This is a genomic window from Nocardia sp. NPDC060249, assembly GCF_042728755.1.
In the GTDB taxonomy this organism is placed as follows: domain Bacteria; phylum Actinomycetota; class Actinomycetes; order Mycobacteriales; family Mycobacteriaceae; genus Nocardia.
This window is the reverse complement of sequence record NZ_JBHXAQ010000004.1, coordinates 135693-160429: the sequence shown is the minus strand read 5'-3', so window position 1 is coordinate 160429 and position 24737 is coordinate 135693. Positions and strand designations below refer to the sequence as shown.

Sequence of the window (24737 nt, the reverse complement as noted above, 5' to 3'; positions counted from 1 at the left end):
CGTCCGATCGTCCTGATCATCGGCTTACTTTCCGGTCAGTTCCACTACGGTTTCCTGTCGGCGCCGTGCCCTACCCTCGAGTGCGTGACCAGTCCACCGCCGTCAGCACCCGATCGGATGCTCACCCGCATCGGTGGTTTGCTGCGCAAAGCCGAGTCCACCGACAATGCGCACGAGGCCGAAGCCTTCCTCGCCGCGGCGCAACGGCTGGCGACGAAATCCTCGATCGATCTCGCAGTGGCGCGGTCGCATGTGGCATCGCGCGAGCGCAGGTCGGCGCCGGTGCAACGGATCATCCCGATCGGCGAACCGGGTCGAAAGGGCCTGCGCACCTACGTTCAGCTGTTCGTCGCGATCGCGGGCGCCAACGATGTTCGCTGCGATGTCGCCCGTACCTCCGCCCAGGTCTATGCCTACGGCTTCGCCGCCGACATCGACACCTGCGAAGCGCTCTATGCGAGCCTGCTCATTCAAATGGTTCGAGCCTCCGATCACTACATCAAATCCGGCGCCTACCGCGAGGCCACGGTCGTCAAAGTCGTCGCCGAGAAGCGGCTCGGCCGCACCGTTCGCCGTCGCGTCGAGGTGCCGGTGGCGGGGGTGACCGCGCGGCTGAACTTCCAGATGGCCTTCGCCGCCCGAATCGGCGCCCGCCTTGCCGAGGTGAAAGCCGAAGTCGTCGCCGAGGAATCCGTCGCAGAATCGACCGGCACCGCCCTGGCTCTCCGCGACAAGGAGGTCGCGCTCACCGACTTCTATACCGCCACCTCCGAGGCGCGCGGCACCTGGCGAGGCCCCCAAACCTCCACGGGTCATTCCGCCGCCGCCCGTCGCGCGGGCGACCGCGCGGGCCGCACCGCCCGCTTGGGTACCTCGCCCGAGCTTCCCGCCGCTCGCGGAAAGCTCACCGGCGGATGATGACCGCGCGGTGTCACCGGACAGCGATCACGCGGTCGCGCGCAGCGGTCGGCCGGGCCGGAACAGTTCGTGTCCGAGTCTGAGTCGGGCCGGCGGCGCGACAATCAGCGCGCCAAGGTCTATGACGGTGAGCAGCTGGTGCGCCGGGCATTCGATCGTGCCGACGAGTTCGGGCATCGAACGGTGGAGGTCTACGGTTCCCAGCTGACCCTGCCGGTGGAGCGTCGCTTCGCCTCCGTCGAATCGGTGCAGACCTATGTGGACAAGGTGCTCGCGCTGAATTGGGTTCGTGCGCAATGGGAACGGGCCGCTGTATCGATCCGTGTCCGCGCCCGTGGTGGCGCCGCGGCAGCCCACTACGAGCCCACGACCGCTGTGCTGGCCGTTCCGCTACACACCGGCTCCACCGCTTGGGCCCTGCGCGAACTGGTGGTCCTGCATGAAATCGCCCACCACCTGGCGCCCGAACCGGAACACGCCCCCCATGGCCCCGAATTCTGTACCCGCTACGTCGAATTGGCCGACGGGGTGATCGGTCCGGAGGCCGCTTTGCTGATCCGGACCACCTTCGCCGGGTGCGGAGTTCGGTTCGGTTAGTTCGTCGCTCAGCGTTCCTCGAGCAGTGCGCTGACCCGCTCGTAGCGTCGCAACCACCAGTCGACACGGTCGGGGTCGGGGTGCCGGTATTTGTCCAGCAATGCGGGGTCGGGCTCCGGCGGCGACGCCGGGACCGGTAACCATCCGTCGACCGGCAGCAGAGACTGTGCGACCAGGTCACCTTCGAACAGTGCGAGAGTGCCCAACCCACAGGCGAATTCGAGATCGGGCAGCGCGCCCGCCAACGCCAGCTGCGCCGCCAAGCCGACGCTGGTCTCGAGCGCCGACGAGACGACGGTCGGCAGCCCGGCCGCCCCGGCGACCGCCAGCGCCCGCCGTACCCCACCCAGCGGCGTGCACTTGAGGACCGCCACGTCGGCGGCACCGGCCACCGCCACCCGCATCGGGTCCTCGGCCCGGCGAATCGACTCGTCCGCCGCGATCGGCACCGACACCCGCCGGCGCACCTCGGCCAGTTCCGCCACGGTCCGGCACGGCTGTTCCACGTATTCCAACCCTCCAGCGGCCTTGTCGATCTTCCCGATCTGCCGGACGGCGGTCTCCACGTCCCACACCGCGTTCGCGTCCACCCGAACCGCCCCCGATTCCCCGATCGCCGCGCGCACCGCCGCCACCCGCGCCAGATCCTCGACCAGCGAGTCCGGGTGATCGGCCACCTTCACTTTCGCGGTCGCACAACCGGATTCCCGAACGATCCGGCCCGCGCGCGCGGCATCCACCGCGGGCACAGTGCAATTCACCGGAATCCGATCACGCACCGGCGCAGGCCAGCCCACTGTCACCTGTTCGACAGCGGTAGCCAGCCACCCGGCCGCTTCCCGATCGTCGTATTCGGGAAAAGCACAGAACTCACCCCACCCCAACTCCCCCCGGATCAACATCCCCTCGCGCACAGTGATCCCCCGAAACCGCGTCCGCAACGGAATCGCGTAAACGAAAACCTCAGCGCCCACCGCTCAGTCGATCCCTTCGTCCAGCTGCTGCCAGGTGAGAAGGACCGGGAACGGCGCCAATGTGTCGATCGCGGCTGCGTAATCGTCGGTCCGATTGCGGAATCCGTTGGATACGTAGCGACCTTCGGAATTGAGGGTGAGCATTTCGATCGACACCGCGGGCCCGTCGCCGTTGGCCATGCGGACGATCCAATAGTCTTGAATTCCGTATCGCGCGTACTCGGAGCACTTGTCGATCGTGTCGGCGGTGACCGTTGTCGGCGACACCACCTCGACGACCAGGAGCGTGTCACCGACAGTCGGCTTGGTCTTCCAGCGGCGGCGCGGAGTCCGAATGCATCGATAGACGATGCCGTCGGGCCGCTTGTAATGGAACGGGACTTCCGATACCAGCATGTCGATATCGCGATTGACGCGAAGACACGGGTCACGGTTCGCCCGCTTCGCCTCGCCGTCGGCGAGCGCCCGCTCGATGGCGCGCGATATCGCATTGTGGTTGGGCGAGGGTGATTCGCAGAAGACGATCATGCCGTCTTTGATCTCGACCGAACGCGCGACGTCCTCCGGCATGGTCAGGTAATTGTCCATGTCGACGGGCTGGCTGTAGGTCTTCGGAACAGACCAGTCGAACGCTTCGGACACGGGCGACCCTTCGGCTCGGAGGCACCGTCATCTTACTTCGCGCGGTGATCCGCGGCGGCGCTCGAGGAGAGCGCCGCCGGTGGAGTCACAGGCGTTCGATGATGGTGGCGTTGGCCAGGCCGCCCGCTTCGCACATGGTCTGCAGCCCGTAGCGCGCCCCACGCTGCCGCATCGCGTGGACCAGCGTGGTCATCAACCGCGCCCCGGAAGCGCCGAGCGGATGCCCGAGCGCGATCGCCCCGCCGTTGACGTTGACGCGGCTCATGTCCACGCCGGTTTCCTTCGCCCACGCCAGTACGACCGGCGAGAACGCCTCGTTGATCTCGAACAGGTCGATGTCGCCGATGTCCAGACCAGCTCGTCGCAGCACCTTCTCGGTGGCCGGAATGACCGCGGTGAGCATCAGCAACGGGTCGTCGCCCGCGACCGAGAAGCTGTGCAGGCGGGCCAGCGGCCGCAGGCCGAGCTGTTCGGCGCGTTCGCCGGACATGATCAGTACCGCGGAACTCCCGTCGCTGACCTGGCTGGCGGAGGCGGCGGTGATCTCCCACCCGATCTGCGGGAACCGCGCCGCCATCGCGGGGTCGTAGTAGGCGGGCTTCAGTGTCGCGAGGGTCTCGATGGTGCTGCCGACCCGGATTCCCTCATCCGTGTTCAGTCCGTTGATCGGTGCGAGTTCCTCGGCGAAGAGTCCGTCTTTGGTTGCCCGAGCGGCCTTTTCATGACTGCTCAATGCGAATTCGTCGAGCTGGGTCCGCGTCAGCCCCCACTTCGCGGCGATGAGTTCAGCGCTGATTCCCTGTGGGACGAGGTCCTCGGGATAGCGCTGCGAGAAGGCGACGCCCGACAGGTCGGTGGTGCCGACCAGGTTGGCGCCCATGGGAATTCGCCCCATCGATTCCACGCCCGCGGCGACCACGATGTCGTAGGCCCCCGCGATAACTCCCTGTGCGGCGAAGTGAATCGCCTGCTGACTGCTGCCGCACTGCCGATCCACCGTGGTGGCGGGCACGGATTCCGGATATCCGGCGGCCAGCGCGGCCCGCCGGGTCATATTCGCCCCTTGCTCCCCGGCCTGGGTGACGATGCCGCCGATCACATCGTCGATCAGTGCCGGATCGATCCCGCTGCGCTCGACGACCGCCCGCAGGCTGTGCGCCAGGAGATCAACAGGATGAACGTCGTGAAGTGCGCCGTTCGGCTTGCCCCGCCCGATCGGGGTGCGTACCGCTTCGACGATGACCGCGTCTCGCATGGAAGTCCTCTTTCGCCAACGCTGGCTCTATCTGACAATAGCCAGCCTAGATCCTAACTATCATCGACTCAAGTCAGATTGGCTATGATGTGTCTCATGGCAGCCGTGATGGAAGGACCCCTGGCCGATCTCAGCAAATGGGACACGGCGGGCTGTTCCATCGCCAGAGCCATGGACCTCATCGGCACCCGCTCGGCGATGCTCATCCTGCGCGAGGCCTACTACGGCACCCGCCGCTTCGACGGCTTCGCCCGCCGCGTCGGTATCACCGACGCCGCCGCCGCGGCGCAGCTCCGCAAACTCACCGCCGCCGGCCTCCTGGAAAAACGCCCCTACCAGGAAGAAGGCAAACGCACCCGGCACGAATACGCCCTCACCCAGATGGGCCGAGACCTACTCCCCGCCGTAGTCGCCCTCTGGCAATGGGGCGACACCTACCTCCAGCCCGGCCCCGCGCCGCTCCTGCGGGTGGACACCGAAACCGGCGAACCGGTCCGCGTCGACCTCCGAACCTCCGATGGCACCGAGATCCCCCTCGAACGCATGGCTGTCCGAGTGAACGAGGATTACCTCCGCGACCGCGCCGAGCGCCGAAAGAACAAGAACAGCTGATCACCGGGCTCGCCTGGTGATCAGCTGCTCAGTACGTCAACTCAGCGCAGGCGCTGGCCGTCGACGCTGAAGAAGTACACGTGTTCGGGGTCTACGGTCAGGCAGAGGCGATCGCCCTTGCGTGGCGGGTTGCGCCAATCCACCCGCGCCACAATCGTTTCCCCGGTCTGGCCGCCGGTGCCCGCCGAGAGGGCGCGACCGTAGACGTAGGCGTCGGAGCCCAGCTCCTCCACGACGTCGACTTCCAGTTCGAGGCCGCCGTCGCCGACCTCGAGATGTTCGGGGCGGATGCCGAGGACCACCGAGCCCGCACCCGCGTCGGCCACCGCGCGCGGCACGCGCACCGGGTAGCCACCGATGGTGACGGCTCCGTCGTCGACGGGCAGGGTGAACAGGTTCATCGCGGGCGAACCCATGAACCCGGCGACGAACATGTTCGCCGGGTCGCGGTAGAGGTCGCGCGGCGAGGCGCACTGCTGGAGCAGGCCGTCCTTGAGGACCGCGACACGGTCGCCCATCGTCATCGCCTCGACCTGGTCGTGGGTGACGTAGACCGTGGTGGTGCCGAGCCGCCGCTGCAACTGGGCGATCTGGGTGCGGGTCTGCACGCGCAGCTTCGCGTCGAGGTTCGACAGCGGCTCGTCCATCAGGAACACCCGTGGCTGCCGCACGATCGCGCGCCCCATCGCCACGCGCTGCCGCTGCCCGCCCGACAGCGCCTTCGGCTTGCGGTCCAGGTACTGCTCGAGGTCGAGGAGTTTGGCTGCCTCCAGCACCCGCTCGTCGCGCTCGGCCTTGGACACCTTGGCCAGCTTCAGCGCGAAACCCATGTTCTCCGCGACCGACATGTGCGGGTAGAGCGCGTAGTTCTGGAACACCATCGCGATGTCGCGATCCTTGGGTTCGGCGTTGGTCACGTCCTTGTCGCCGATCCGGATGCATCCGCCGTTGACCTCTTCGAGGCCGGCCAGCATGCGCAGCGAGGTCGATTTGCCACACCCGGAGGGGCCGACGAGTACCAGGAATTCGCCGTCGGCGATCTCCAGGTCGAGTGCGTCGACCGCGGGTTTGGTGGCACCGGCGTAGAGCCGGGTAGCGCGGTCGAAAGTCACGGTAGCCATGCGTAGATCAACATCCCATCCCGGCAGGAACGTGCCGGACGATCCGAGTAGTGGGTCGCTGGGATCGTAGCGGCCCACAACGGCGCCGGGTAGCCTCGGTCGCGGAGCCAACCCGAGCTATCGAGGAGCCAGCGAGATGAGTCGTCCGGTCCGTATCGGAGTCCAGCTTCAACCGCAGCACGCGCCGGATTACGGCCTCATCCGCGACGCGGTGTTGCGGGCCGAGGACGCTGGGGTCGACATCGTTTTCAACTGGGATCACTTCTTTCCGCTCACCGGCGACCCGGCAGGCGCGCATTTCGAATGCTGGACGATGCTCGGCGCGTGGGCGGAGCAGACCGAGCGGGTCGAGTTGGGCGCGCTGGTCACCGGCGGTGGCTACCGCAATCCCGACCTGCTCGCGGATATGGCGCGCACGGTGGACAACATCAGCGGCGGCCGACTGATTCTCGGCATCGGCGCGGGCTGGTTCGAGCGTGACTACGCCGAGTACGGCTACGAGTTCGGTACGCCGGGCACCAGGCTGAACTTGTTGAAGGAGAGCATGGCGCGCATCACCGCCAGGCTCGGGAAGCTGAACCCGCCGCCGGTCCGCGACATCCCGATCCTGATCGGCGGCGGTGGTGAGCGCAAGACGCTGCGCCTGGTCGCCGAGTACGCCGACATCTGGCACTCCTTCGCCGATGTGGCGACTCTCGGCCACAAGAACAAGGTGCTGGCCGAGCACGCGGCCGTCGCGGGCACCGACGAGTCGCGGATCGAGCGTTCGGTGCAGTGGCAGGGCCGCGACGAGGCGAAGGCGCTGCACGATGCGGGCGTCACCCTGTTCACCGTGGGTGTTTCCGGCCCCGGCTACGACCTCACCGAAGTCCGGCGCGCCATCGAATGGCGTGACGAGACGAACCCGGCCGTCCTCGAGGGTCTCGCGTAATTTCGATCACGCTGCGGCGAACCCGCTTCCGGGCCCCGACCGGCCGTCGCCGCGGATCGACACCGTGAGCCGCAGCCCTGCGTAACCTTCGCTGTGCAAGGTTGCGGCTAGGGTCTATCGGCATGGCAGGTGTACGAACTCGGGCACGGATCGCTGCCCTCTTGCTCCTCGTCGGCGTCGCGGCGACCGGGTGCGGCGGCTCCGAAAGCAGCTCCGCGCGCGACCTCTGTTCGCCACCGGGACCGAGCGCCGCCGCGGCCGCACCGACCAATCTGGCCGCGGGCGAGACCGCTGGCGCCGATCGCTACACCACCGCGACAACGGCGCCGGTCGACTCGATCGACACCACGAAACTCGGTCTGCTCAATCCGGGCACCCTGAGCGTCGGCACCCTGTCCGACGCACCGCCCAGCATCTGCGTGAACAGCGAAGGCGCTTTCACCGGATTCGACAACGAACTCCTCACCGCGATCGGCGCGAAACTCGGCTTGCGCGTGGAGTTCTCCGGCACCGAGTTCGCCGGCCTGCTCGCCCAGGTGTCGGGCAAGCGCTTCGATGTCGGCTCGTCCAACATCACCACCACCGATGCCCGCCGCGAACTCGTCGGCTTCACCAACGGCTACGACTTCGGCTACTTCTCCCTGGTCGTTCCGCAGGGCAGCGCGGTGCAGGGCTTCGGTGATCTGAACTCGAGCTCGCGCATCGCGGTCGTGCAGGGCACCGTGCAGGACGAATTCGTGGTGAACCAGCTGAAGCTGGATCCGGTGAAGTTCCCCGACTACAACACCGCCTACGCGAACCTGAAGTCCGGCCAGGTCGACGCCTGGGTCGCACCGTCGGCGCAGGCCGAGGGCGCGATCAAACCGGGCGACGGAATCGTGGTCTCGCAGAACACCTTCAGCCTCGACAATTTCGTCGGCTACGCGGTGGCCAAGAACAATCAGCCGCTGATCGACGCGCTCAACTCCGGCCTGGACGCGGTGATCGCCGACGGCACCTATGCCCGCCTGTATGCCGACTGGGTGCCACGTGAACTCCCGCCGGGCTGGAAGCCGGGCTCCAAAGCGGCCCCCACACCCCAGCTCCCGGACTTCAAGGCGCTGGCGGCCGAGAATCAGTCGGGGGAGACCGAACAGGTCGCGCAGAAGTCGACGCTGCAACAGTTGAAGGACACCTTCTTCGACTGGTCGTTGTACCGCAAGGCCTTTCCCGATCTGATCAAGACCGGCCTGCCGAATACCCTGATCCTGGCGCTGGTTTCGGGTGTCCTCGGCACCGTGATCGGTATGTTGCTCGCGGTGATGGGAATTTCCCGCACCCGCTGGTTGCGCTGGCCCGCCCGCGTCTACACCGATATCTTCCGTGGTCTGCCCGCCGTGGTGATCATCCTGCTCATCGGCCTCGGCATCGGCCCGGTGGTCCGCAATATCACCGGCGGCAACCCGTACTGGCTCGGCGCGGTGGCGCTGGCGCTGCTCTCCTCGGCCTATATCGGCGAGATCTTCCGCTCCGGCATCCAGTCGGTGGAGCCCGGTCAGCTCGAAGCCGCGCGGGCCATCGGCTTCGGGTACCGCCAGTCGATGACGCTGGTGGTGATCCCGCAGGGCGTGCGCCGGGTGCTGCCCGCGCTGATGAACCAGTTCATCGCGTTGATCAAGGATTCGTCGCTGATCTATTTCCTCGGCCTGCTCGCCTCCCAGCGCGAACTGTTCGCCGTCGGCCGCGACCTCAACGCCCAGACCGGCAATCTGTCTCCGCTGGTGGCGGCGGGCCTGATGTATCTGGTGCTCACCATCCCGCTCACCCACCTGGTCAACTACATCGACCAGCGCATGCGTACCGGCAAACCCACTCCCGCCGACCCGATCGAGCAGGCAGTCATCACAGAAGGGCGAGGCGCATGAGCGCATCGTTGACCGGCACCGGGCTCGAGCTGACGCTCGGCAACAACCACATCCTGCGCGGTGTCGACATCCACGTCGAGGCAGGCCACGCCACCACCGTCATCGGCCCGTCCGGCTCGGGGAAATCGACGCTGTTGCGTGTGCTCAACCGCCTGCACGAACCCGATTCCGGCGATGTGCTCCTCGACGGCAAGTCGGTGCTGAAGGACAACCCCGACAAGCTGCGCCAGCGCATCGGCATGGTCTTCCAGCAGTTCAACCTGTTCCCGCACAAAACCGTCGCCGACAACATCGTGCTCGGCCCGCGCAAACTGCGCGGCCTGTCCGCCGACGAGGCCCGTGCGCTGGCGATCGAACAGCTCGAGATCGTGGGACTGGCCGACAAGGCCGACGCCAGGCCGGCGTCGCTGTCGGGCGGCCAGCAGCAGCGCGTCGCCATCGCCCGCGCGCTGGCCATGAAACCGGAGCTGATGTTCTTCGACGAGGCCACTTCGGCGCTGGACCCCGAGCTGGTGAAGGGCGTGCTGGCGCTGATGGCCGACCTGGCCTCGGGCGGCATGTCGATGATCGTGGTGACCCATGAGATGGGGTTCGCCCGCGAGGTCTCCGACAGCGTCGTGTTCATGGATCAGGGCGTCGTCGTGGAGACCGGGACCCCTGACGCGCTGTTCGACGACGCCCAGACCCCGCGCCTGCGCCGCTTCCTCGATCAGGTCCTCTGACCAGGTAAGGGGCCTCGCAGCAACGCATGCGCAACTGCTAATGTCGACAGTGCTTCAGCTCCATTCGATCAGTACCGGACCGCGTTCCGGGAAACCGGAAAGAGAGAGCCGATGACCACCACGCACGCCGAACACCCGCAGCACACCCATGTCCACGGGCCCACCTGCGGCCACGTCGCCGTCCCGCACGAGGACCACGTCGACTACGTCCACGACGGTCACCTGCACCGCGAACACGACGGCCATTTCGACGAGTGCGAGACCTCAGCACACGTCGAGCACACCGCCCACACCCACGAGCACGGCCCCGGCTGTGGTCATGTCGCCGTCCCGCACGGCGACCACGTCGACTACATCCACGACGGCCACCGCCACGCCGCCCACGCGGACCATTACGACGATCATTGACCACCGGGCCGACCCCGCCCCGGGTGGGGTCGGCTGCCCGTATCACCTCTGGCTCGACGATCGATCGGTTCCCCGGATACTGTCTGTGCCTGCGGCCTGCGTCACGCCTGCCGATTCACGGATGGGGATTCTCGGTCGATGGGCAGAACAATCAGGCGCACAATGGCTTTCGGCGTCGTCGGCAGCGTGCTGGCCGCGTGTGTCGCCACTTTCGGCGCGGGCAACGGCCTGGCCGACGGGCGCGATCCGATCATCGAAGCCAAGAAACTCCTCGCGACGCCGACCACCGCGAACGGTTCGAACATCATCTCGAGCCGGATCGATGATCGAAATCTGACCATGCTGGTGTTCTCCGCCGCAATGAACAAGGGCATCACCGTGAAGGTGCAGCGCCCCGCGGACGCCTCGGTACCGCGCCCGGCGCTCTACCTCCTCAACGGCGCCGGGGGCGGCGAGGACCGCGCCACCTGGTGGCAGAACACCGACGTCGGCGATTTCCTCGCCACCAAGGACGTCAATGTGGTGATGCCGATCGGCGGCGCCTGGGCGTACTACACCGACTGGCAGCAAGACGACCCCGCGCTCGGCCGCAACAAATGGCGCACCTTCCTCCTCGACGAACTCCCGCCCCTGGTCGACGCGGCACTGGGCACCAACGGCGTCAACGCCATCGCCGCCAACTCGATGACCGCGACGGCCGTCCTGCAATTGGCGGAGGCCAAGCCGGGCTTCTACCGGTCCGTCGCCGGTTACAGCGGCTGCGCGCAGATCTCGGACCCGATCGGCAAGCAGTTCACCAAGCTGGTCGTGGAGACCTACGGTGGGGGCGATGTCGGCAATATGTACGGCGCCGACGACGACCCGGCCTGGGTGGCCAACGACCCGGTCGTCCATGCCGAGAAGCTGCGCGGCACAAGGTTGTTCGTCTCGGATGCCTCCGGCCTGCCGGGCCCGCACGACCGCATCGACGACCCGTACATGATGAACCCGACGCCGTTCGGCCTGGCCAACCAGCTCGTCGTCGGCGGGATCATCGAGGCCGCGGTGAACTGGTGCACCCGCAACCTCGAGTCCCGGCTGGACGAGTTGGGAATTCCCGCCACCTTCGATCGTCAGGCGAGCGGTACCCACTCCTGGGGCTATTGGCGTGATGCGTTCTATCGGTCGTGGCCGGTACTGGCCGCGGGCTTGGGACTGCCCGAATAGCCGTTCAGCCGGTGACGGTGGCGAAGGCCGCCCAGAGCAGGGGTGAGTTCTCGGGCGCGGGCGCATCCCGCCATGCGGACAACTGTGATCGCTGCCAGGTCAGCAGGGTGGGGACGGGTGTGGAGGAATCGTGCGCGGTGTCCACGGCGCAGATCGCGGCCTGCAGCGGGTGGCCTGTGGTGGGGGTGAGGGTGTGGAAGGCGTGGTCGGTGGGCAGCGGCCAGCGGGTGGCGGTGACGAGTTCGGCGCCCGCCGAGAGGGCCGCGGTGGTGAGGCCGAGGGCCTCGGTGAAACGCAGGTCGCCGCCGCTCTCGCAGGCGATGAGGGCGACGCGGCTCGGCATCGGCCACCGGTCACGTCCGGGGACGGGGGTGGAGTCGAGTGTGTGGGTACCGAGGAGGAGATCTTTCGCCGAGAGCGGGCGGTGGGTGCGGTTCGCCGCCGCGAAGCCCCGGGTATCGGCGGTGCAGCTGAGGTGGAGTTCGGCGTGTTCGCTGCGGCCCGATTCCGGTGCGGGAGCGGTGACATGGCCGACGTACACGAGCCGGCTCGCGCCTGCCCGCAGGACCTCGGACAACCAGTCGCGGTCGGTGTCGGCGCGACGGAAGAGTTCGACCGCGTCGTCGACCCGGGGGACCACGCGATCTCCATAGCGGCCGAAGTGTTGTGCCACCAGGGTTTCCGTGGAGGGCCTGCCGAGCACCGAGCCGAGTTCGGAGTCGGCGCGAAATCCCGGCACGCGCGGATCGAGCACCGCGACCACGGGCAGCTCGCGAGTGTCGTTCCAGCGGTGCACGATCCGGTCCGGCGCGTGCACCACCGACACCGGCGCGAGCAGGCTCACATCGGCGATGTCCAGCAGCCGGATCCCGGGATCGGGGGCGAGGATCTCCCACGGCACCTGCGCCAGCCTGGGCGAAGGCTGGATTCGCAGATGCGGCCGAATCCCACGCTGCGACAGTTCATAGAGCTGCACGGCGAGCCCATAGGGCAGCAGGGTGCGTGACAGCGCTTGCGCCAACACACTTTCCGCCTCCGGATCAGCCAGCGCCCCCACAGTCATGACCCGCCGCAGCTCGTCGGGTCGCGTGGGATCGGGTACCGCATCGGTCAGCAGTCGCAGTGTCTCGCGCACTTGGTCCCGGGGCAGCACCGCAACGCCACGCGCCAACGCGTCGTCGGCCCACCGCCACGACACGTACACGTCACCGGCGTCGGCCAGCCTGATGAATGCGGTGGGCGCACTGCTGGGTTCGGCTGCCGAGGGCGTTTGCGGTGCCGGTCCGTTCATAGCGCGATCACCCGGGTGTCGCGGACGGGGCGGCCGTAGCGTTGCTCGGCGTGGGAGATGAAGTCCGCCAGGACTATCCGGCCGTGATCGATCAGTCGGGGTGGTGGCGCCACGGGGATGCCCGCGGCGGTGGCGACGTCGGCGAGTGCGGCGCCGAGTTGCAGGGCCGGTGTGGTGATCTGCTCGACGGACGCGGGATCGAACAGCTGGAATTCGAGGCCGGGTGCTGTGCCGTCGGTGTGTGCGCCGGGATCGAGAGCGGTTCCAGCGCATTGTGTCTCGATCAGATCGCTCACCAGCCGGCCGTTTCCGGCGAGGGCGGCGCAGCGGAAGGCGACGCGCATGGCGGGTTCGGCGACAGTGCGGTGCCAGTGCTCGCGCTGGTTGCCGTTGGGGAGAGTGTGGCGAACGGCGTCGATGGCGAGCGCGGCGGGGACAGCCAGGGAGACCGCACGGGCCACGAGGTCTGGATCCGGGTGTGCCGCTTGCTCGATCCAGGCGTGGAGGAGCTCGGCGTGCCAGTAGTCGAGCTGGGCGCAGTGCATCCCGAGTCCCTGTGCGGCATAGACCGAGAACGACGCGTCGAGCAGCTCTTCGGCGGTCGCGAGATCACCTTCCGCACAGGCGACGGTGGCGAGGCGCAGCCGGACGTCCGCCGCGTCCACCACGGCCCCGGTGGAGTCGAATCGATCCAGCGCCCGCTCGTAATGCGCACGCGCCGTACCGAAGTCATCGCGGCGTTCGGCGAGAAAGCCCATCGTCTTGGACCCGATCCCGGACCAGTGACCCAGTTCGCCGGCCTCGAAGAACTCCTGACTGGCCAGCAGCGGCTCCTGGGCCTCGTCGAAATGCCCGGCCCGCACCAGCATGGTGGCCAGGTTCTGCTGTGACTCCGCGACCGAGGCGGCCTCGCCCGCCGCGGCGAAGGCGGCCACCCCCTGTCGAGCGAAGTCGACAGCCAGTTCCCAGCGGCCGGTCTCGAACGAGCAGGCCGCCAGGTTCATCAACGGGTGACCGGCCAGCTCCGGCGCGAAACGTTCTGTCACACCGAGCGATTCGACCGCCAGCTCACCGGCTCGCGCCCACTGCTGCCGGTGCAGCGCGACCGCCGTCAGCGACAACAGACACGCCACCCGCAGCAGCCCCTGATCGGTGCTGTCTTCGAGCAGCGCACGCGCCTGCTCGAGCACATCCTGCGCGGCATCGAACTCGCCCAGATGCTGGAGCGCCTGCGACAGATTCACCAATGCCGCGGGTCGCTGATGTGCGGCATCGTCGGGCATTTCCGCCAAAGCCGTGCGGAACAGCACCACCGACCGCCGATGCTCCCCGAGCTCGTCGGCCATGCTCGCGGCGTTGATCAGCGCGGCACTGCGCAATCTCGGCGCCGCACCGTCGGCTGCCTGCTCGAAGATCTCCAGCGCCGCGACCACATCGCCACGCTGATAGGCCGCGTACCCCGCGGTGAGCTGGGCGTCGTCGCGATCGGATGTCCTGCCGGTGGCTGCCATCAGAAGTCCTCGTCTGTTTCCGCGGCCGCTGTTTCGGCGGTCAGGCGCTGGTCGCCGGTGTGTTCGGTGAGCCGGGCGCGGGCGAATCGGCGGATCCGATTCCGGGCGGCCGACTCGTCTTCCTGCTGATCGGCGGGACCGGCGCCGGGTACGAAGATGGTGATCTCCGGCGAGCTTTCCGGCGTGCCGGGGATTCGCGCGGAGGAGGTCCAGGCATCGCCCCGCAGGTGCAAGGACATCTCTACATCGGGTTCCGGTCGGTCATCGCCGGTGTCGGCGGACAGCCGCACTCGTACCCGCGCGTGTGGCCGAAGGTGTTCGGGGACCCGTCGCCGGCAATCCGGCGCGGCGACCACGCTGACCCGCACCGTCGATACCCCGGCCGCCCGGGACACCTGCCAGGACACGGCGTGCTCGCCCGCGTCGAGAATGCCGGGCGGGCAACGCCGCCAGTCCCAGCCACCACTGCCGCGCGCGACGATCAGCCCGTCGGGCGAATCCGCACCACCAGCGGCCAGCGCGTAATCCTCAGCGCGACCACGTGATCGACCGATCGACGCGCCATCGCCTTCGGGACCCCGGTCACCCGGAGCATCGAACAGCTCGACATCGCCCCCGCCGTCGGAGGCCACCTCCGTGCCGAGCCCCGCGCCGGCGCCCAGCGCACCGGACCGCTCGTCGATGTCTCCGTCGAACATCATCTCGCACTGCTCGGTCAGCGCCTCGATCTCCTCGACCAGCAGCTGCGGATCAAGGGCGGGAATCCCGTCGACAGTCGACGCGGGCCACCACCGACTCGCCCAGTGCGCATAGGCGAGTCGCCGCAGGGCCGCCGTCGACTCCGGCCGGGCGGGCAAGGCTGTCAGCGCTGCGGGCTGGTCGTCCGCGACAGCTGAGGCGACCGCTTCGCCGTACACCGCCCACACCCAGTCCTGCGCCGCCTCGACATCGTCGAGCACCGCCGCGGGTACCACTTGGTCGCCGAACAGACTCCAACTCAGATGTCCCCCACTCACTTCGAGGACCAGCACATCGAGCCCCGGCGCGGCATCGGTGACCAGTGGCGCCCGCTCCGGAGCGATCACGACCAGGCCCGGCTCCGCACGGCGAAGGTGGACGACCGTCATCAGCTGGCCCTCGCTTCCACATCGGCCACGGTGTCGGCGGTCAGCGCCTGTTTGACCCGGGTGCGGTGGTCCAGGATCACCGACCGGGCGACACCGTCGAGCAGATCCCACAGCTCACCGGGATCGAACACCGGCAGCTCGCGCACGTCCCGACCGTGCAAACGCACCCACAACCGGCGTGAATACGGGCGCCACGGCGTGCGTAACTCGGCGGCCACCGCCGCGAGCGGTCCCGTCTGCCCGTCGACCACGTGCACCGCGTACCGACGGGCTTGGAGCACATACCCTTCCCGCCGCCAGCGACCGTTCACCACATCGTGCGCACGCGACGAGGGTGCCTGGTCGACCCCGGCCGCCGTGTTTGCGATCGGTGAGAGACCCAGCGCCAGTTCGGAACCCGCCGCCGCGGCGACCCGCAGCGATTCGTCGAGCAGACCCCATGGCGAGCAACTGCGCGAGATCTCCCGTGTGACCAGCTCCGGAATCTCGGGGAGGTCGGTCCGATCGATGCTGCCCTGCAACACCGTGAAGACCCGCTCGTACACGGTCCGGTCGAAGGGCAGACCGAGACTCGCGGTCGACGCCGACGCGCCGAGCTCGGGTCGCTGTGGCCTGGAACAGATGGTGAGACCCAGATCGTCGGCGCCCGCGCCGGGATGCGCGAGCCACAGGGCGATCCCGCGCCGGGTGCCCGCGCCGCTGTCGACGATGTCGTCGAACAGCGGTCCCGCATCGGCCGGATCGCCCGAGCGGGCGAGCGTGCAGGCTTCGAGCAGCTCGGTCAGTTCGGCCGCCAGATCCCGGGCGCCGTAGGGAGCGAGCGGGCGGCGTGCCCAGGCGATGTCGAGCAGTTCTGCCAGCTCGGCGGCGCGGGCCGGGTCGGTGAGATGACGTTTCAGCGCGGCGGTGGTGCGCCCGCCGGTGCTCTCATGGACTTCCCGCAGCATCGCCTCGGCCCTCGCCTGCGCGCGGTCCCCCTCCGGCGCACCGGCGACAGTCGCCAGCTCGAAACAGCGCTGGAAGTACAGATCCTGGGCGTTCCCCTCGGTGATCCGCAGCCGCCGTCGCACCTGCTTGAGGACAACGAACCACGCCGCACAGGCCCGCAGCGCATCGGACTGCGCGTGCACCAGTGCCGTGAGCAGCGCGATCCCGTCCTCGTCGAGCATGCTCGACGCCAGCCCGGGATGCTGCATCGGCCGCAGCACCAGCGGATCGAGAATCAACTTCACCGTCCGCCGCAACGGCCCACCATCGGCCCCGCTCAACGCGTCGACACCGTCGAGCCCCCGCCACACCTCATCGAGCACCATGGCGCGCGGTCTCCGCATCCGACCAGGTTATAGGTATCTTCGGCGGCCGGTGCGGCGGTTACCGAGCACGAAAGTTGGGATCGGTAGGCGGGGAAAGATTTCTACCTTTCTCTCAACGGGTTACCAGCCCGGTCACACCGAGAGAAACGGAAACCACCATGAACACCAAGCTGATCGCCGCCCTCGCCGCTTCCGCCGCCGCCACCGCGCTGTTCGTCACCGGTTGCAGCAACGATGCGGGCACCACCTCCCCGAGCACCGCCGGATCGGCAGCTCCGGCCCCGGCCGCGGGCAAGTCCACCGCGACGGTCGACGGCAAGGAATTCGCCGCGAAGTTCGACACCACCTGTGCCAAGCAGGGAGGCACCCTGGCCCTGGCGCTCACCGACACCGCCAACGCCACCTACGGCAGCCTCTCGGTCAGCGCGTCGGTCGAAGGCGAGAAGGTCCAGGCGGTCGCCGTCGGCGGTAGCCAGGGCGGTGCCAACGGCCTGCCCTACGCCGTCGGCTACGGCAACGGCCAGCCCGGCGGTTCGGCGACCCTGGCCAAGGACGGCAACACCTACCGCATCACCGGCGAGGGCATCAGCGCCGACATGACCAACCCGCTGGCGGGCCCGTCGACGGTGAAGTTCGACATCACCTTCGCCTGCTCCACCATCGTCGGCGCTTGACCTCTCGCGACCCGGTCGCATCCATCCAAGGAGAAATCATGAAATCCACGCTGCGTGCGGCCGCGGTCGCCTTCGGAATCCTCGCCATCGGCTACTACCTCTACTACGGACTCACCTACACCCCCGACGAATACACCGGCGCGATGCTCGGCTGGGTCGGTCCCCAGATGGCCCTGCCGATCATCGCGCTCACCATCGTTCCGATCGTTTTCGCCTTCACCGGCGACGGCATCCTCGAAGCTTTCACCGGCCGCAACAGCAGCGAGTTCCGCGACGGCGCGGTCGGTATCGGCACCATCACCTCGTTCCGGCAGACCGGCGTCTCGGTGAACGACCAACCGCAGGTCAAGATCGCTTTCCGGGTCGAGGGGTCCGACGGAAAGGTCTTCGACTCGCACGCCAAGATGATCGTGCCGCTCACCGAACTGGCCCTGCTGCAGCCGGGCGTCGTGCTGCCGGTCCGGTACCTGCCCGGTCGCACCGACAAGGTCGAGGTCGACCGCTCCGGCGACAATGGCGCAGCCCAGCGGGCGATGAACGAATCACTCATCCGCAAGGGCATCACCACCCGCGGCAAGCTCGACATCGCCGAACGCGGGCTGGCCGCCCAGGCCGTGGTCCGCAGCCTGGATGTTCCCGGTCGCATCCGCGGCGGCTACACCGAGATCGCGCTCGGCCTGGTGGTCACCCGCCCGGACGGCACCACCTTCGAGACCCGCGCCGAGAAATACCTGCCGCCCACCGCGGTCGGGCACGTGCAGGTCGGCCGGATCGTGCAGGTGCACTATCTTCCTGGCAACGAGCAGGAAGTGGTGATCTCCCTTCCGGTCAACGCCTGATGACACCTCCCTGCGCACTCGGCGCGCGCTGTGGCTGATCCATCCGTGATCGGTCACAGCGCGCGCCGAGTTTTGGTCGTCCGTTCATCTACGCGTTCCCGATGGCTCGCTTGGGCTGCTTACGGTGCCCGGAGTCCGTTCTACTCAGGAGTCACCGTGAGTCCGAAACCGCTCGCCCTGTTCGTCAAGCATGACGGTCAGTCGGCACGCGCCGCCCTGACCTGTGAATACAAGTGCGGCAACGCCTGCTTTCACGAGCCGCCGAACACCTCCGAGGGTGCCTACTTCGGTGACATCGTCAGCGGCCTCAACCGCCGCGGCCTGATCAAGGGCGGCGCGGCGGCGGTGCTGGCTGTCGGTGCCGCGAGTGCGCTGGCCGCCTGTGGTGACGACTCCGAGGCCGCGAAGACCCCGGCCCCGACCCCGGCCGGAACCCCCGGCACCGGAACGGCTTTCACCGCGGTGGCGCCGAACAAGGAAGACGCGCTGACCATTCCGGAGGGCTACGACCAGCAGGTCGTCATCCGCTGGGGTGACCCGATCTTCGCCGACGCTCCCGCGTTCGATTTCGACAAGCAGACCGCCGCGGCGCAGCTGAAGCAGTTCGGCTACAACAACGACTTCGCCGCGCTGATGCCGATCGAGGGCCAGGCCAACAGCTACCTGCTCGTGGTCAACCACGAGTACACCACCGGCCCGATGATGTTCCGCGGGTACAACAAAGACGCCCCGACCGACGAGCAGATCGCGATCACCAAGGCCGCCCACGGCATGGCCGTGGTCGAGGTCAAGGGTGAAGCGGGCTCCGGCAAGCTCACCCCGGTCTTCGGCAAGTACAACCGCCGCATCACCGCCGACAGCGAGTTCCTGCTCACCGGTCCGGCCGCAGGCAGCGCGTTCACCATCACCGGCGCCGACCCGTCGGGCAAGAAGGTGCTCGGCACCTTCGCCAACTGTGCCGGTGGCGTGACTCCGTGGGGCACAGTGCTGTCCGGTGAAGAGAACTTCAACGGCTACTTCGCCAACGGTGACAAGGCCTCCGACCCGCAGGGGCGCGTCAAGCGCTACGGCTTCCCCAAGGGCGGCACGCCGAACCAGTGGGAGCGCACCGACAAGCGCTTCGACCTGAGCCAGGAACCCAACGAGGCCAACCGTTTCGGTTACGTCGTCGAGGTCAACCCGTGGGACGCCTCGTCCACGCCGATCAAGCACTCCGCGATGGGCCGCCTCAAGCACGAGGGCGCGTCGATCTACGTCACCGACTCCGGTGATGTCGTCTCCTACACCGGCGACGACGAGAAGTTCGACTACATGTACAAGTTCATCTCCTCGCGCAAGATGCAGTCCGGCACCGGTGCTTCCGCGATGCGGCACAACCTGACCATCCTCGACGCGGGCACCCTCTACGTCGCCAAGCTCACCGGCGATCACGCCGACAAGATCGACGGCAGCGGCGCGGTCCCCTCCGACAAGGGCTTCACCGGCAAGGGGCAGTGGATTCCGCTGCTCGAGACCGGCGACGACGGCAAGGGCAAGTCCCTGGTCGAGGGCATGTCGGCCGCCGAGGTGGCGGTGTTCACCCGGCTGGCCGCCGACAAGGTCGGCGCCACCAAGATGGACCGCCCCGAGGACTTCGAGGCCAACCCGTTCACCGGCAAGGTCTATGTGGCGCTGACCAACAACGACAACCGCGCCAAGGACGACAAGCCGGGCGTCGACGAGGCCAACCCGCGCAAGCTGAACAAGAACGGCCAGGTCCTCGAGCTCACCGACAACCACACCGGCACCGACTTCACCTGGTCGCTGCTGCTGGTCTGCGGTGACCCCGCCGCCGCCGACACCTACTTCGCCGGCTTCGACAAGACCAAGGTCAGCCCGATCTCCTGCCCGGACAACCTGGCCTTCGACCCGTACGGCAACCTGTGGATCTCCACCGACGGCAACGCCCTCAAGACCAACGACGGCCTGTTCTCGGTGATCCTCGACGGCCCCAACCGCGGTGAGACCAAGCAGTTCCTCACCGTCCCCAAGGGCGCCGAGACCTGCGGCCCGATCGTCACCGAATCCCACGTCATCGTGTCGGTCCAGCACCCTGGTGAGGCCGACGACGCCACCCCCGACAACCCGCAGTCCCACTGGCCCGACGGCGGCACCTCGCAGCCGCGTCCCGCCGTCGCGGTCGTCTGGAAGAAGAACGGCGGACGAATCGGCGTCTAGCCGACCCCCGATCCGCTGACGAAACCGCTACCCGGCTGGGCGGGTAGCGGTTTTGTCATGTCCGGCCTCAGCTGCTGCCGAACATGCCGGACATGTTGGCGAAGCGGGCGAGGTCGCCTTGCGCGCCGCTGTAGATGTTGAGATCCGTGCCGCCGCTGATGCCGGGGACGGTGCCGCGGTCGGTGGTTTGCCAGAAGGTCCAGGTGGGCCAGTTGCCGGGGACTTCGGGCTGGTCGTTGCCGCTGTAGTCGGCGATCCAGAGCGGGTAGCGGGTGAAGGCGCTGGTGTCGGCCATCGCGGTCTTCCAGAAGTGCGGGTAGGTGTAGATGATGGGCGTGCGGCCGGTGAGGGTTTGCAGCGCGTTGAGGTAGCGGTGGGTCCAGTCGATGAGCGCGGCGGGGGCCAGACCGCCCGAAGTTTCCAGGTCGAGCACCGGGGGAAGGTCGAGGGGCCCGTTCTGGCCGAGGACCGTCGCCGCGTACATCGCGGCCTGCGGTTCCGGCGGCAGTTCGGGGCGGGCGAAATGATAGGTGCCGCGCGCCACCCCGGCGGTTCGCATCAGAATGCTGTCCTGCACGAAGTACGGATTGATGTAGTGCAGACCCTCGGTGGCCTTCACCATCGCGAACTGATGTCCGGCCGCGCGCACCGCGTGCCAGTCGATCATCCGTCCGTCCACGTGCTGCCAGGACGACACATCCGGCCCGCTGGGCTCCGCCTGCGCGGTAGCGGGCAGCACGCAGGCCAGGGCGATGAGCGCAACACAACCACGAACCGTCGAACTCCAGCGCTGGGTGTCCATGGCCGTCGACCGTAGTGATTTGTTGCCTGTGTGACCAGTGGTGTTGGTGAGTGTCTGTGAATAGTTACGGAAAGCCTGTCGGCCCGTGCCCGTATCTTGGTCCGGACATCGGCTGACAGGAAGTGGTGGCATGGCGCGCAAGCGTGAGGTGCGGTTCGAGCCGGCGGTGGCGAAGCCGGGGGCGCTGCGACCCGCGGTCTCGCCCGGCGACGACCCGATCGACGAACTCACCGTGACCGACGTCGAATATCGCGACGTGGATTTCGCCGAGCGTCACGTCTCCGGTATCAGCGTCGAGGCCTGCCTGTTCGACAGTGTTCGGTTTCCGAGCACGTTGCGGCACAGCACGCTCGCCGAATCCACCTTGCGCGTCTGCGATCTGGCCAACGTCCAGGCCGACGATTCCTCGATGATCGAAACCCTGATCGACAACGGCCGCCTCACCGGATTGTCCTGGACCGCAGGAGTTCTCCGCGATGTGCTGATCGACTCCACGCGCGCCGACCTGTCCTCCTTCGCCCAATCCCGCCTGCGCACCGTGGTGTTCCGCGACTGCGACCTACGTCAAGCCGACTTCCAGGGCACCGAGTTCCGCAACGTCCGCTTCGAACGCTGCAACCTCGTCGGCGCCCGTTTCACCGGCGCCCGCATCCAGCAGAATCTGCGCTTCGAAGACTGCGACCTCACCGGCATCTACGGCATCACCGCGCTGCGCGGCGCCACCATCAACGGCGGCGACCCGGAGGGACTGGCGTCGACTCTCGCGCGCGAACTCGGCATCACCGTCGAATGGCACGCCGGCATCGCGGAGAACTAGCCGAGCCAGTCGAGAACCGAAGCGGCAGTCCAGGATTGCTGCATGCTCCCCAGCGGAGCGCCGGTGAACGGCTCGTAGTACTCGGCGAAGCTGCCGTCGCCGGCCTGGCGCAGACCTTCGGCGCGGAGCATGTAGGAGCGCTCCGCCCAGCCCCGGCGGGCGAATGCCCAGGAGAACAGCCAGCTCATGACCGGCCAGACGGGGCCGCGCCAGTATTCGCGGGGCCGGAAGTCCTTGGAGACCGGGGAGGTCGACGGGGGCAGGGCGTAGCGCAGGTCGGGGTGGCCGCAGAAGCGCGGGCCTTCGAAGGTGTTGAGCAGGGCGCGCTCGGCGTGGCGCGACAGGCCGCCCGAGATCAGCGGGGCGAACATGGCGAGGGTCTCGGTGCTGATCCAGCGCTGCAGTCGGACGTCGTAATCCCGTGCGGCGCCGGTCCGTTCGTCGGTGGTGGCGACCACGCCCTTGCGGAAACGTTCGGCCCAGCCGTGCAGTTCACGGACGTCGGCGTGCGGTTGTTTGTACTCCTCGCCGATATCGGCCAGCACCTCGCAGGCCAGCGCGAAGATCGCGGACACGAACACGTCCTCCACGGCGAAACTCATCACCGAGGTGAGCTGGAAATCGTCGTAGTTCGCGCGGCGCATCTGCTCGACCAGCCACAGGTAGCGGTCGTACTCACGGTCGCTCGGCCGCTGGGTGGGGTCGGCGATGATCGAGGTGTCGGCGCGGCGGTACGGCGGAAGATCCGTCCCCGGAACAACATTGGCGTAGGCGCGGTCCCAGCGCGGCGAGTTGTCCATCCCGGATTCCCAGCCGTGGTACAGCGTGACCCGCCCGGTTTCCTTCGGGTCGCGGGCATGGGCGAGCCAGCGGTGCCAGCGCACCAGATCAGGCCAGCGGCGGTTCAGGAATTCCTCGGCGACCGCGCGGGTGGAGCGCCCGTGCCTGCGGGAATGGTCGAGGATGCGCTGCACGGCGATGGCGTGCACCGGCGGTTGGGTGATGCCGGAGGTGTCGGGGCCGTCGGGGGCGTTGCTCGCCAGCTTGCGACATTCCCACCGCGCGGGCCCGGGGAAGTACCCGTCGACACCGTTGGCGAACACGATGTGCGGGATCATCCCGTTCTTCCACTGCGCCGACAGCAGTGTGTCGAGCTCGACCACCGCCCGTTCCACGCTCAACGGCGCCAGCCCCACCGCGACGAACGCCGCGTCCCAGCTCCACATGTGTGGGTAGAGGCGGGGCGCGGCGCTGGTCATCGTGCCCAGGTCGTTGCCCCGCAGGAGGTAGGCGGCGCGGGCCGCGAGCTGCGTCGAGGTGAAACCGGGGTCGGTCATCTATCTATTCTGCGGTGGAGCGGGCCCCAGGGCATCTCGACGGCACTGTGACGATCAGTACCCGGCTTGACGCGACCCGTTCTGCGCCGCCGAACCGACCGAGCTGAGCATGGTGGTGATGCACAGCCCGACCAGCAGGTTGATCGCCGCGGTCGCGATCTTGGCGTCCAGGTCGGCGACCAGTGTGAACGGCAGAATCACCGCGACGGCCGTCAGGAGCAGGCAGATCCAGGTGAAGAAGGTGAGCGGGCTCGGCATCGCCAGCAGCAGCACCATCAACAGCGCCGTGGCCAGCAGGGCGGCAGCCGCGGCGGCGATGGCGTAGGAGGTGGTGGAGACGGTGCCGTACGCACCCGCGCCCTCGGGCGAGAGGATCGCGATGCCGAGCACACCGCGGATCAGCATGATCGCGACGACCACCAGCAACGCGGCCACGACAGCCGTGCCGATACCGCCTGCCCACAGCTTGCCCACATTGACCTTGGGCTCCGGTTCGCCCTGAGGATAGTGGGGCTGGCCCTGGCCGTACTGAGGCTGGCCCTGGTGCTGGGGGTACTGCGGGTCCGCTGGTCCGTAGTTGTACCGGGGATCGGTCATAGTCCGACGGTACTAGTCGGCGCAGTCATCCGCGCGCGGAAACGGCCAGGGTGTCGAGATCCGCGTGCCCGCTAGCGTGGGATGTATGACGGTGACCAGTACTCCCGCCCAGACCGCTCTCATCACCGGTGCGAGCCGTGGACTCGGTGCCGCGATCGCCCGCGAACTCGCACCCACCCACGACCTGCTGCTCGGTGCCAGATCCGCCGACGCGCTGAAGCCGATTCTCACCGAGCTGCCCGAGGCGACGGGCTGGCCGGTCGCGCTCACCGACTACCCCGCGGTGGCCGCGGCGGCCGAGCGGATCTCGCGACTCGATGTCCTCGTGCACAACGCGGGAATCGCGGACCTCGGAACGGTCGCCGAGTCCTCGGTCGAGCAGTGGCGCGAAACCCTCGAGGTGAATCTGATCGCGATCGCCGAGCTGACGAGGGTGTTGCTGCCCGCGCTGCGCGCCGCGAACGGGCATGTGGTGCTCATCAATTCGGGCGCGGGACTGCGCGCGCATCCCGGGTGGGGCTCCTACGCGGCCAGCAAGTTCGGGCTGCGCGCCCTCGCCGACGCGCTGCGTCAGGAAGAGCCCGCGCTGCGGGTGACCTCGCTGTTCCCCGGTCGCATCGACACCGATATGCAGCGGGCGATCGTCGCCGGCGAGGGTCGCGAGTACCGGCCGGAGGAGTTCCTCACCGCCGAGACGGTGGCCGGTGCGGTGCGCACCGCCGTCGACACCCCACGTGACGGGCATCCGACCGAGATCGTGTTGCGGCCGCGCTGACCGCGACAAGGGGATTCGGTATGGTCGCCGATAACTGCGTCCATGGGGTCGGCGCTGGAATTCGCACAGAGGTATCCGCTGGTTCAGGCGCTCGATGGATTCGGTGGGTACCGTCCCGCTGATTTGATCGTGCCCTGGCCCGCGGGC

The 24737-nt window shown here is 68.0% G+C and carries 24 protein-coding genes; 13 read left to right on the top strand and 11 right to left on the bottom strand.

Annotated elements, in window-relative coordinates; all coding sequences use genetic code 11:
• The first annotated feature begins 117 nt into the window (after nucleotides 1–117).
• Complete coding sequence (locus tag ACFWFP_RS17720; protein ID WP_379296798.1) at nucleotides 118–918, top strand: DUF2786 domain-containing protein; 801 nt, start codon at nucleotides 118–120, stop codon at nucleotides 916–918.
• Nucleotides 919–987: 69 nt separating this feature from the next.
• Nucleotides 988–1515: a TIGR04338 family metallohydrolase gene (locus ACFWFP_RS17715; RefSeq protein WP_379296275.1), complete on the top strand. Its 528-nt coding sequence runs from the start codon at nucleotides 988–990 to the stop codon at nucleotides 1513–1515.
• Between the two features lie 8 nt (nucleotides 1516–1523).
• Here the strand turns inward: ACFWFP_RS17715 and ACFWFP_RS17710 are convergent, their stop codons facing one another.
• The 3 genes from ACFWFP_RS17710 to ACFWFP_RS17700 form a co-directional block, all read right to left on the bottom strand.
• Nucleotides 1524–2489, bottom strand: coding sequence for an o-succinylbenzoate synthase (locus ACFWFP_RS17710; protein ID WP_379296273.1), 966 nt, complete (start codon nucleotides 2487–2489; stop codon nucleotides 1524–1526).
• Nucleotides 2490–2492: 3 nt separating this feature from the next.
• Nucleotides 2493–3131: a Uma2 family endonuclease gene (locus ACFWFP_RS17705; protein WP_379296271.1), complete on the bottom strand. Its 639-nt coding sequence runs from the start codon at nucleotides 3129–3131 to the stop codon at nucleotides 2493–2495.
• 85 nt (nucleotides 3132–3216) lie between these two features.
• On the bottom strand, nucleotides 3217–4386 hold the full coding sequence (locus tag ACFWFP_RS17700; RefSeq protein ID WP_379296269.1) for a thiolase family protein: 1170 nt from the start codon (nucleotides 4384–4386) through the stop codon (nucleotides 3217–3219).
• Between the two features lie 96 nt (nucleotides 4387–4482).
• Between ACFWFP_RS17700 and ACFWFP_RS17695 the strand changes: the two genes are divergently transcribed.
• A complete protein-coding gene (locus tag ACFWFP_RS17695) occupies nucleotides 4483–4998 on the top strand; it encodes a winged helix-turn-helix transcriptional regulator (RefSeq protein WP_379296267.1) in 516 nt (171 codons plus the stop codon).
• Nucleotides 4999–5039: 41 nt separating this feature from the next.
• Here ACFWFP_RS17695 and ACFWFP_RS17690 read toward each other — a convergent pair whose 3' ends face one another.
• Nucleotides 5040–6119 carry an ABC transporter ATP-binding protein gene (locus ACFWFP_RS17690; RefSeq protein ID WP_379296265.1) on the bottom strand — a complete coding sequence of 360 codons (1080 nt, stop codon included), beginning with the start codon at nucleotides 6117–6119 and terminating at the stop codon, nucleotides 5040–5042.
• Between the two features lie 136 nt (nucleotides 6120–6255).
• On the opposite strand from ACFWFP_RS17690, the gene ACFWFP_RS17685 reads away from it, so the two are divergent.
• The 5 genes from ACFWFP_RS17685 (at nucleotide 6256) to ACFWFP_RS17665 (ending at nucleotide 11290) form a co-directional block, all read left to right on the top strand.
• Nucleotides 6256–7050 carry an LLM class F420-dependent oxidoreductase gene (locus ACFWFP_RS17685; protein WP_379296263.1) on the top strand — a complete coding sequence of 265 codons (795 nt, stop codon included), beginning with the start codon at nucleotides 6256–6258 and terminating at the stop codon, nucleotides 7048–7050.
• A 122-nt stretch (nucleotides 7051–7172) separates the two neighbouring features.
• Nucleotides 7173–8954 (top strand): ABC transporter substrate-binding protein/permease, encoded by a 1782-nt coding sequence (locus tag ACFWFP_RS17680; protein ID WP_379296261.1) that lies wholly within the window; start codon nucleotides 7173–7175, stop codon nucleotides 8952–8954.
• A complete protein-coding gene (locus tag ACFWFP_RS17675; protein WP_379296259.1) occupies nucleotides 8951–9676 on the top strand; it encodes an amino acid ABC transporter ATP-binding protein in 726 nt (241 codons plus the stop codon). The genes ACFWFP_RS17680 and ACFWFP_RS17675 overlap by 4 nt, the downstream gene beginning before the upstream one ends.
• A gap of 111 nt (nucleotides 9677–9787) precedes the next feature.
• Nucleotides 9788–10084: a hypothetical protein gene (locus tag ACFWFP_RS17670; protein ID WP_067454945.1), complete on the top strand. Its 297-nt coding sequence runs from the start codon at nucleotides 9788–9790 to the stop codon at nucleotides 10082–10084.
• Between the two features lie 138 nt (nucleotides 10085–10222).
• Complete coding sequence (locus tag ACFWFP_RS17665; protein ID WP_379296255.1) at nucleotides 10223–11290, top strand: alpha/beta hydrolase; 1068 nt, start codon at nucleotides 10223–10225, stop codon at nucleotides 11288–11290.
• Between the two features lie 4 nt (nucleotides 11291–11294).
• On the opposite strand, the gene ACFWFP_RS17660 is transcribed toward ACFWFP_RS17665, so the two are convergent.
• Genes ACFWFP_RS17660 through ACFWFP_RS17645 form a run of 4 tightly spaced genes read right to left on the bottom strand, consistent with a single transcriptional unit; the run spans nucleotide 11295 to nucleotide 16532 of the window.
• On the bottom strand, nucleotides 11295–12581 hold the full coding sequence (locus ACFWFP_RS17660) for a CHAT domain-containing protein (RefSeq protein WP_379296253.1): 1287 nt from the start codon (nucleotides 12579–12581) through the stop codon (nucleotides 11295–11297).
• Nucleotides 12578–14092 (bottom strand): tetratricopeptide repeat protein, encoded by a 1515-nt coding sequence (locus tag ACFWFP_RS17655; RefSeq protein WP_379296251.1) that lies wholly within the window; start codon nucleotides 14090–14092, stop codon nucleotides 12578–12580. Before ACFWFP_RS17655 ends, ACFWFP_RS17660 begins: the two co-directional genes overlap by 4 nt.
• A complete protein-coding gene (locus tag ACFWFP_RS17650; RefSeq protein WP_379296249.1) occupies nucleotides 14092–15219 on the bottom strand; it encodes a hypothetical protein in 1128 nt (375 codons plus the stop codon). Before ACFWFP_RS17650 ends, ACFWFP_RS17655 begins: the two co-directional genes overlap by 1 nt.
• The gene (locus ACFWFP_RS17645) at nucleotides 15219–16532 is read right to left on the bottom strand and encodes a hypothetical protein (protein ID WP_379296796.1); all 1314 of its coding nucleotides are present in this window, start codon (nucleotides 16530–16532) and stop codon (nucleotides 15219–15221) included. The genes ACFWFP_RS17650 and ACFWFP_RS17645 overlap by 1 nt, the downstream gene beginning before the upstream one ends.
• A gap of 158 nt (nucleotides 16533–16690) precedes the next feature.
• Here ACFWFP_RS17645 and ACFWFP_RS17640 point away from each other — a divergent pair, with 158 nt between their 5' ends.
• The 3 genes from ACFWFP_RS17640 (at nucleotide 16691) to ACFWFP_RS17630 (ending at nucleotide 20262) form a co-directional block, all read left to right on the top strand.
• The gene (locus ACFWFP_RS17640; protein WP_379296247.1) at nucleotides 16691–17206 is read left to right on the top strand and encodes a lipoprotein LpqH; all 516 of its coding nucleotides are present in this window, start codon (nucleotides 16691–16693) and stop codon (nucleotides 17204–17206) included.
• Nucleotides 17207–17244: 38 nt separating this feature from the next.
• The gene (locus ACFWFP_RS17635; protein ID WP_379296245.1) at nucleotides 17245–18045 is read left to right on the top strand and encodes a hypothetical protein; all 801 of its coding nucleotides are present in this window, start codon (nucleotides 17245–17247) and stop codon (nucleotides 18043–18045) included.
• Between the two features lie 156 nt (nucleotides 18046–18201).
• On the top strand, nucleotides 18202–20262 hold the full coding sequence (locus ACFWFP_RS17630; protein ID WP_379296243.1) for a PhoX family protein: 2061 nt from the start codon (nucleotides 18202–18204) through the stop codon (nucleotides 20260–20262).
• A 67-nt stretch (nucleotides 20263–20329) separates the two neighbouring features.
• On the opposite strand, the gene ACFWFP_RS17625 is transcribed toward ACFWFP_RS17630, so the two are convergent.
• Nucleotides 20330–21064, bottom strand: a complete 735-nt coding sequence (locus ACFWFP_RS17625) for a glycoside hydrolase family 25 protein (RefSeq protein ID WP_379296241.1) — start codon at nucleotides 21062–21064, stop codon at nucleotides 20330–20332.
• Between the two features lie 130 nt (nucleotides 21065–21194).
• Between ACFWFP_RS17625 and ACFWFP_RS17620 the strand changes: the two genes are divergently transcribed.
• On the top strand, nucleotides 21195–21881 hold the full coding sequence (locus tag ACFWFP_RS17620; RefSeq protein ID WP_379296239.1) for a pentapeptide repeat-containing protein: 687 nt from the start codon (nucleotides 21195–21197) through the stop codon (nucleotides 21879–21881).
• On the opposite strand, the gene ACFWFP_RS17615 is transcribed toward ACFWFP_RS17620, so the two are convergent.
• Complete coding sequence (locus ACFWFP_RS17615) at nucleotides 21878–23218, bottom strand: amylo-alpha-1,6-glucosidase (protein WP_379296237.1); 1341 nt, start codon at nucleotides 23216–23218, stop codon at nucleotides 21878–21880. The genes ACFWFP_RS17620 and ACFWFP_RS17615 overlap by 4 nt on opposite strands.
• Before the next feature lie 54 nt (nucleotides 23219–23272).
• Entirely contained in the window at nucleotides 23273–23815 is a 543-nt protein-coding gene (locus ACFWFP_RS17610) for a DUF6069 family protein (RefSeq protein WP_379296235.1), read from the bottom strand.
• Nucleotides 23816–23900: 85 nt separating this feature from the next.
• Between ACFWFP_RS17610 and ACFWFP_RS17605 the strand changes: the two genes are divergently transcribed.
• Entirely contained in the window at nucleotides 23901–24590 is a 690-nt protein-coding gene (locus tag ACFWFP_RS17605; protein WP_379296233.1) for an SDR family oxidoreductase, read from the top strand.
• Nucleotides 24591–24737 lie beyond the last annotated feature (147 nt).

Excerpts from the sequence above, each read along its gene's own strand:
- ACFWFP_RS17720 (WP_379296798.1), top strand. The coding sequence starts at position 118 with ATGCTCACCCGCATCGGTGGTTTGCTGCGCAAAGCCGAGTCCACCGAC.
- ACFWFP_RS17700 (WP_379296269.1), bottom strand. The coding sequence starts at position 4,386 with ATGCGAGACGCGGTCATCGTCGAAGCGGTACGCACCCCGATCGGGCGG.
- ACFWFP_RS17695 (WP_379296267.1), top strand. The coding sequence starts at position 4,483 with ATGGCAGCCGTGATGGAAGGACCCCTGGCCGATCTCAGCAAATGGGAC.
- ACFWFP_RS17690 (WP_379296265.1), bottom strand. The coding sequence starts at position 6,119 with ATGGCTACCGTGACTTTCGACCGCGCTACCCGGCTCTACGCCGGTGCC.
- ACFWFP_RS17685 (WP_379296263.1), top strand. The coding sequence starts at position 6,256 with ATGAGTCGTCCGGTCCGTATCGGAGTCCAGCTTCAACCGCAGCACGCG.
- ACFWFP_RS17680 (WP_379296261.1), top strand. The coding sequence starts at position 7,173 with ATGGCAGGTGTACGAACTCGGGCACGGATCGCTGCCCTCTTGCTCCTC.
- ACFWFP_RS17675 (WP_379296259.1), top strand. The coding sequence starts at position 8,951 with ATGAGCGCATCGTTGACCGGCACCGGGCTCGAGCTGACGCTCGGCAAC.
- ACFWFP_RS17670 (WP_067454945.1), top strand. The coding sequence starts at position 9,788 with ATGACCACCACGCACGCCGAACACCCGCAGCACACCCATGTCCACGGG.
- ACFWFP_RS17665 (WP_379296255.1), top strand. The coding sequence starts at position 10,223 with ATGGGCAGAACAATCAGGCGCACAATGGCTTTCGGCGTCGTCGGCAGC.
- ACFWFP_RS17660 (WP_379296253.1), bottom strand. The coding sequence starts at position 12,581 with ATGAACGGACCGGCACCGCAAACGCCCTCGGCAGCCGAACCCAGCAGT.
- ACFWFP_RS17655 (WP_379296251.1), bottom strand. The coding sequence starts at position 14,092 with ATGGCAGCCACCGGCAGGACATCCGATCGCGACGACGCCCAGCTCACC.
- ACFWFP_RS17650 (WP_379296249.1), bottom strand. The coding sequence starts at position 15,219 with ATGACGGTCGTCCACCTTCGCCGTGCGGAGCCGGGCCTGGTCGTGATC.
- ACFWFP_RS17645 (WP_379296796.1), bottom strand. The coding sequence starts at position 16,532 with ATGGTGCTCGATGAGGTGTGGCGGGGGCTCGACGGTGTCGACGCGTTG.
- ACFWFP_RS17640 (WP_379296247.1), top strand. The coding sequence starts at position 16,691 with ATGAACACCAAGCTGATCGCCGCCCTCGCCGCTTCCGCCGCCGCCACC.
- ACFWFP_RS17635 (WP_379296245.1), top strand. The coding sequence starts at position 17,245 with ATGAAATCCACGCTGCGTGCGGCCGCGGTCGCCTTCGGAATCCTCGCC.
- ACFWFP_RS17625 (WP_379296241.1), bottom strand. The coding sequence starts at position 21,064 with ATGGACACCCAGCGCTGGAGTTCGACGGTTCGTGGTTGTGTTGCGCTC.
- ACFWFP_RS17620 (WP_379296239.1), top strand. The coding sequence starts at position 21,195 with ATGGCGCGCAAGCGTGAGGTGCGGTTCGAGCCGGCGGTGGCGAAGCCG.
- ACFWFP_RS17615 (WP_379296237.1), bottom strand. The coding sequence starts at position 23,218 with ATGACCGACCCCGGTTTCACCTCGACGCAGCTCGCGGCCCGCGCCGCC.
- ACFWFP_RS17610 (WP_379296235.1), bottom strand. The coding sequence starts at position 23,815 with ATGACCGATCCCCGGTACAACTACGGACCAGCGGACCCGCAGTACCCC.
- ACFWFP_RS17605 (WP_379296233.1), top strand. The coding sequence starts at position 23,901 with ATGACGGTGACCAGTACTCCCGCCCAGACCGCTCTCATCACCGGTGCG.